Below are 5,690 nucleotides of genomic sequence, written 5' to 3' on the forward strand. Positions count from 1 at the left end.
GGTCCTCGCCCTCGGCGTGGTCGCCGCCGGCGGAGTCGTCGTCTTCGCCGACCCGGGCGCGGGCCCGGAGATGTTCGCGGCCAGGATCGGGCTGGCCCGCCCGGCGTGGTCGGCCGCTGAGGCGGTGCTCTACGCGAGCAGCCGGCTGCGGCCCGTACGGTCGTACGCCCGCCGCCGGGGTCTGCTGCTGCCCGATCTCGGGAGGCTGGCGGTGCCCGGCGGCCCGCCGATGCGGCACATTTACACCGGCCGGTGGCTGCCGGGAGTGCCAAGGAAGGCGCTCGCGCTGGCCCGCCTGACCCGCGGCGCGGCTCCGGAGCCGGCCGACGACCGGACCGGCCGTCCCGACGGCCCAGCCGCCGTGATCTTCACCTCGGGAACGACGGCGCGGCCACGCGCGGTCGTGCACACCCAGGCGTCGCTCGCCACGGCGTTGGACCTCTTCCGGGCCCGGCTGCCGCTCGGGCCCGGCGACGTCGTGCACACCGACCAGCTCATGCTGGGGCTGCCGACGCTGATCTCCGGTGCCCGCTGGTCGATGCCGCCGCTCGGCTGCACCCCGGCCGGCTTCGCGCGCGGCCTGCGCGACCGGGGGGCCACGCACACGTTCTGCGTTCCCGTGCAGCTCGACGAGGTCCTCGGCGCGCTGCACGCCGAGGGAGCGGAGCTGCCGCGTCACCTGCGCCATGTGCTGCTCGGGGCCGCGCCCGCGCCGGCCGGGGTGCTGCGCCGTGCGGTCCGCGCCGCGCCGCACGCCGAGGTGCTGTCGGTCTACGCCATGACCGAGATCCTGCCGGTCGCGCTCGCCTCGGCCGGCGAGAAGCTCGCCCACACCGAGTCGGGTGGCGAGGGCGACCTGCTCGGCGTGCCGTTGCCGGGCATCGGGGCGCGACCGGCCGAGGACGGGGAACTGCTGCTCTCGGGCCCCAACCTGTGCCGCGGCTACCTCGGCGACCCTCCGCTGACCGAACTGCCCACCGGTGACCTCGTCCGCATCGACGAGGCCGGGCGGCTGGTGCTGATGGGCCGCAAGAAGGACATGCTGATCCGTGGCAAGTTCAACCTCTACCCGGGGCTGTACGAGCCCGCGATCGCGGCGCTCGACGGGGTCGCCGAGGCGGCGATCGTCGGGCTCGCGGATCCGATGACGGGGGACGAGCAGGTCGTCCTCGCGGTCGTCGGCACGCGGCGGGACGCGGATGCCGGCGACCGTCTGGCGGTCCGGCTGCGGCGCATCCTTCCCGGCGTGATCGACGCCGCCGCGCTGCCGGACCGCATCGCGGTGCTGGCCGAGTTGCCGCGCTCGGGCCGCGGCCGCAAGGTCGACCGGGACCGGCTGCGCGAGCTCCTCTCCGGGCCGCTGTCGTCCGGAGCGGGTTCGTGCTGACCGTCGCGGTGACGGGCGCGTCGGGCTTCGTCGGCGGTGCGGTGTGCCGCGCGCTCGCCGGCACCGGCCGCCGGGTGCATGCGTACGGGCGCCGAGCCGAGGTCGCGCCGGCGCATGTCGGCGGTGCCGCCTACCGCTCGTGGGACCTCACCCGGGGGCCCCTCGTGGACCCGCCGCGGGTCGACGCGGTGGTGCACTGCGCCGGCACCGTGAGCGACTGGGGCCCGGTCGCGGAGTTCTTCGCGACCAATCTGGCCGGGACCAGGAACGCGCTCGCCGCCTTCCCCGCCGCCCGATTCGTGCATGTGAGCACGGCCAGTGTGTACGACCCCTACCGCCCCACGGCGATGGCCACCGAGGACGAGGCGCCGGTCCGGCGCTACGTCAACGCCTATGGCGCCTCCAAGGCGGCCGCCGAGCGGGCCGTCCTCGCCGTCGCCGACCGCCCGACCGTCATCCTGCGGCCGCACGCCGTCTACGGGCAGGGCGACACGACGCTGCTCCCGCGGTTGCTGTCGGCGGTGCGCGGCCGGCGGTTGATCGCGGTGGGGGACGGCCGGCAGCGGGTCAGCCTCACCTCGATCGGCAACCTGGTGCAGGCCTGCGTGCGCGCCGCATGCGGGCCGGCGCGTGACGGCGTCTTCAACGTGACCGACGCCGAGCCGGTGGCGCTCGACGACGCACTGCGCGCGTTCCTCGCCGAACGCCGCGTCGACGCCCGCCCGGTCTATGTCCCGGCGCGGGTGGCCTGGCCGCTCGCCTCGGCGGTCGAGGCCGCCTGCCTGCTGGCGCGGCGGCCGAAGGCACCGCGGCTCACCCGATACGCCGTCGGCCATCTCGCGGTGGAGCGCACGCTCGACATCACGGCCGCCCGAGCCGAACTCGGTTACGTGCCTGCATCGACATCGTTCAGGGGCGCGGCGACATGGTGAGTGCCTGATACCGTCCGAAATCAGGTACGAACGCAGCGCGTCCGATGAGTCCTATGAGCTCTCGTCCATCTGTGGTCGCGCCATCGACGCGCGGTACAAGTGCAGGGAACGGTTCCGGGAGCGTACGAATCGTGGAGGGCGGATGGCCGAGGCCCAGCCTCTGTTGCCCGGAGATCCCCAGCGTCTGGGCGACTACGAGCTGATCGGACGGCTCGGTGAGGGCGGCCAGGGCGTCGTCTTCCTAGGGCGCGGCACCGGTGGCCGGCAGGTCGCGGTCAAGCTGCTCCTCGCCCAGCTCACCGGCGACGCCGCCGCGCGTTCCCGGTTCGTGCGCGAGCTGGCGGTGGCCGAACGCGTCGCCGGGTTCTGCACCGCCCAGGTGCTCGACGCCGATGTGGCGGGCGACCAGCCGTACATCGTGAGCGAGTACGTGTCCGGGCCGTCGCTGAAGGACCTGGTGCAGCGGGAAGGGCCGCGCGAGGGCTCGGCCCTCATCCGGCTGGCGATCGGCACCGCCACCGCCCTGGCGGCGATCCACCAGGCCGGGATCGTGCACCGGGACCTCAAGCCGCTGAACGTGCTCATGGGGCCGGACGGACCCCGGGTGATCGACTTCGGCGTCGCGCGGGCACTCGACACGACCGCCGTCACGATGACCAGCCAGGTGGTGGGCACCCCCGCGTACATGGCGCCGGAGCAACTTGCGGGCGGCCCGGTGGGCGCCGCGGCGGACATGTTCGCCTGGGGCTCCACGATGGTGTTCGCCGCGACCGGCGAGTCTCCGTTCGGGTCCGACTCGATACCGGCGGTGATGCACCGGATCATCAATCTGAATCCGGAACTGAGCGTTCTGCCCGAGCCGCTGAGGGAACTGGTCGCCGGCTGCCTGAGCAAGGACCCGGCGCGGCGGCCCACCGCCCACGGCGTACTGCTCCGGCTGCTGGGCGGGATCGGGGCGCCGCCCCCGGCCGTCGCGGGCGACCGCATCGAACCCGCCCTGACCCGCGGCGCCACCGCCGCCACGGCCGCGACCGATCCACGACCAGGTCAGCGGCGGGGGCGGCCACCGCGTGCCGTGCCCCAGGTCACCTCTCCGGAGCCGGGGGGCGGGCCCGCCCGGCCCGTCCGGCGGGTCAACCGCACGGTGATGCTCGCGCTCGGACTTCCGGCCGCTGTCGTGGTGACCGTGCTCATCGCGGTCGCCGGTTACGCCGTGTTCGCCGGCGACGGCGATCCCGCCGCCGGCGCTCCCGGCACTGTGCGGATCGGCTTCGCCGGGGGTCTGACGGGGGAGTACGCCGACATCGTGCGCCCTATGCTCAACAGCGCGAAGCTCGCGGTGAAGGAGTACAACGCCACCTCGCCGTCGGTGCGGGCCGAACTGGTCCTCGCCGATACCCAGGGGGTGGCGGAACATACCTCCGCGGCCGCCCACCGGCTGGTCTCCGACGGGGTCGTCGGCGTGGTCGGCCCACCGTTCAGCGGCGAGTCCGAGGTGGCGGCCCCGATCTTCGACGAGGCCGGCGTCCCGAACGTCTCGACGGCGGCGACCGGACGGGCCCTGTCCGGCCGGGGATGGCGGTTCTGGCACCGTCTGGTGCCCGGCGACCAGGGAGTGGCGAGTTCGGCCGCGGACTTCCTGGCCAGGACCACCGAGCCGAAACGGGTGTTCGTGGCCGACGACGACCTGATGTACACCCAGAACGCCGCCTTGGACGTCTCCGGCGTGCTCAGGGCCCGGGGGATCAAGGTGACCGAGGGGCGGTTCTCCCAGCGGGCCACCGACCTCTCCGCGATGGTCGACAAGATCCGCAAGTCCAAGGCGGAGGCCGTGTTCTACGGCGGCGCCTACGGGCCGGCGGCGCGCCTGGTGAAGCAGACGCACGCGGCGGGGGTGAAGGCGCGGTTCAACCTGACCGACGCGGCGCTCGCGGCGGACTTCGTGTCGGCGGCGGGTCGCGGCAATGCCGAGGGCACGGTCTTCGCCTGCTCGTGTTTCGACGCCTCGCAGGGCACGGAGCAGGGAACCAGGGACTTCGTACGCCGCTATCGGGCCGAGTACGGCAGCAACCCCGGGTACTTCACGGCCGAGGGCTACGACGCGGCGAACGCCCTGCTCTCGGCGATCAAGGCGGGCAAGGCCGACAGGGCGGGCACTCCCGGCAGGACCGACGCGGCCGACCGGGCCGCGAACCGGCGGGCCGGCGAGGCGATCAACAGATACCTCGCCACCGTCGACCTCGGCGGCGCCTCCCGGCGGATCAGGTTCGCCGCCACCGGCGACCCCGCCGAAGGAGCCGTGTACGTCTACCAGGTGACGGGCGGCCGGGTGAAACTGCGTGGCGCCGCGGGGACGGCGACCCTCTCGGGTTCCTAGGGAGCCGGGAGCCGGCGTTCGGGTGCTAGAGGTTCTCGGGCGGCTCTTCGTCGAGAAGGTCGTCGAACTCGCCGTCCTTGACCCCGCCGATGAAGGCGTCCCACTCAGCCTCGGTGAAGTACAGCACCGGGCCGTCGGGGTTCTTGGAGTCCCGCATGACGATCACGCGCTCGCTGAGTTCCTTGTGCTGGATGGGCGCGTCCTTGGCGTCGATGAACTCGATGATGACGCCTTCGTCGCTCTGTGCTTCGCTCACGGTGCCAGGCTATAGCGACCCGTGGGCGTCACACGGTGGAGTTCCGCGAACGCGTCGCGGTGTGTCGGCGAAGGAGGGGTGACACCCACCCGAGAAAGGCACGACATGAGCCAACGGAGTCGCACATGGCGGCGGTGATGCGAGCGCTGAGCGATCCCGCCGCCGGGGACACGGACGCCGACCTCATCCTGCTGTCCGGGCGCGAACCAGAGTGCTTCGCCGGCATCTTCGATCGGTACTACGCCGAGATCCACGGGTACGTGGCACGGCGGCTCGGGCCGAGCCTGGCCGACGACGTGGCGGCCGAGACCTTTCTGATCGCCTTCGACCGGCGCGGCCGGTACGACACCGCCCGCCCGTCGGCGCGACCGTGGTTGTACGGGATCGCCTCGAACCTGGTGGCCCGCCACCACCGGGCCGAGGGTCGCCTGTACAAGGCCCTCGCCCGCATCGGCCTCGACGACGCCGTCGAAGGCCATGCGGACCGGGTCGTCGCAGGCCTCGACGCCGAGGCCACCCGTGGCCGCCTCGCGGCGGCGCTCGCCGCGATCGCACCCGGTGACCGGGATGTGCTGCTGCTCGTCGCCTGGGCCGGGCTGAGCGGCGAGGAGGCGGCCGAGGCTCTCGCCATCCCCGCAGGCACGGTGCGATCACGACTGCACCGGGCGCGGAGGAAACTGCGTGCCGCGCTGGGCGGCGCCGACCCAACGACCGTCGGAGAGGACGCGTGATGGACGA

5 protein-coding genes are annotated in these 5,690 nt (G+C 73.5%); 4 read left to right on the forward strand and 1 reads right to left on the reverse strand.

The annotated features are described in order from the left end of the window. The 3 genes from HKK72_RS35145 to HKK72_RS42550 all read left to right on the forward strand — a co-directional run. Positions 1 to 1,387 (forward strand): class I adenylate-forming enzyme family protein (locus HKK72_RS35145; protein WP_187238726.1); only part of this gene is annotated, 1,387 nt, incomplete at its 5' end. Beyond that, a complete protein-coding gene (locus HKK72_RS35150; RefSeq protein ID WP_315987606.1) occupies positions 1,381 to 2,319 on the forward strand; it encodes an NAD(P)-dependent oxidoreductase in 939 nt (312 codons plus the stop codon). The genes HKK72_RS35145 and HKK72_RS35150, both read left to right, overlap by 7 nt. A 142-nt stretch (positions 2,320 to 2,461) precedes the next feature. Next, positions 2,462 to 4,696 (forward strand): bifunctional serine/threonine-protein kinase/ABC transporter substrate-binding protein, encoded by a 2,235-nt coding sequence (locus HKK72_RS42550; protein ID WP_187238727.1) that lies wholly within the window; start codon positions 2,462 to 2,464, stop codon positions 4,694 to 4,696. Positions 4,697 to 4,721: 25 nt separating this feature from the next. On the opposite strand, the gene HKK72_RS40320 is transcribed toward HKK72_RS42550, so the two are convergent. After that, positions 4,722 to 4,910, reverse strand: coding sequence for a DUF397 domain-containing protein (locus tag HKK72_RS40320; RefSeq protein WP_315987607.1), 189 nt, complete (start codon positions 4,908 to 4,910; stop codon positions 4,722 to 4,724). A 167-nt stretch (positions 4,911 to 5,077) separates the two neighbouring features. On the opposite strand from HKK72_RS40320, the gene HKK72_RS35165 reads away from it, so the two are divergent. Continuing rightward, positions 5,078 to 5,683: an RNA polymerase sigma factor gene (locus tag HKK72_RS35165; protein ID WP_261987503.1), complete on the forward strand. Its 606-nt coding sequence runs from the start codon at positions 5,078 to 5,080 to the stop codon at positions 5,681 to 5,683. The last annotated feature ends 7 nt before the right edge of the window (positions 5,684 to 5,690 follow it).

This window comes from Actinomadura sp. HBU206391, assembly GCF_014323665.1.
Lineage (GTDB): Bacteria > Actinomycetota > Actinomycetes > Streptosporangiales > Streptosporangiaceae > Actinomadura_C.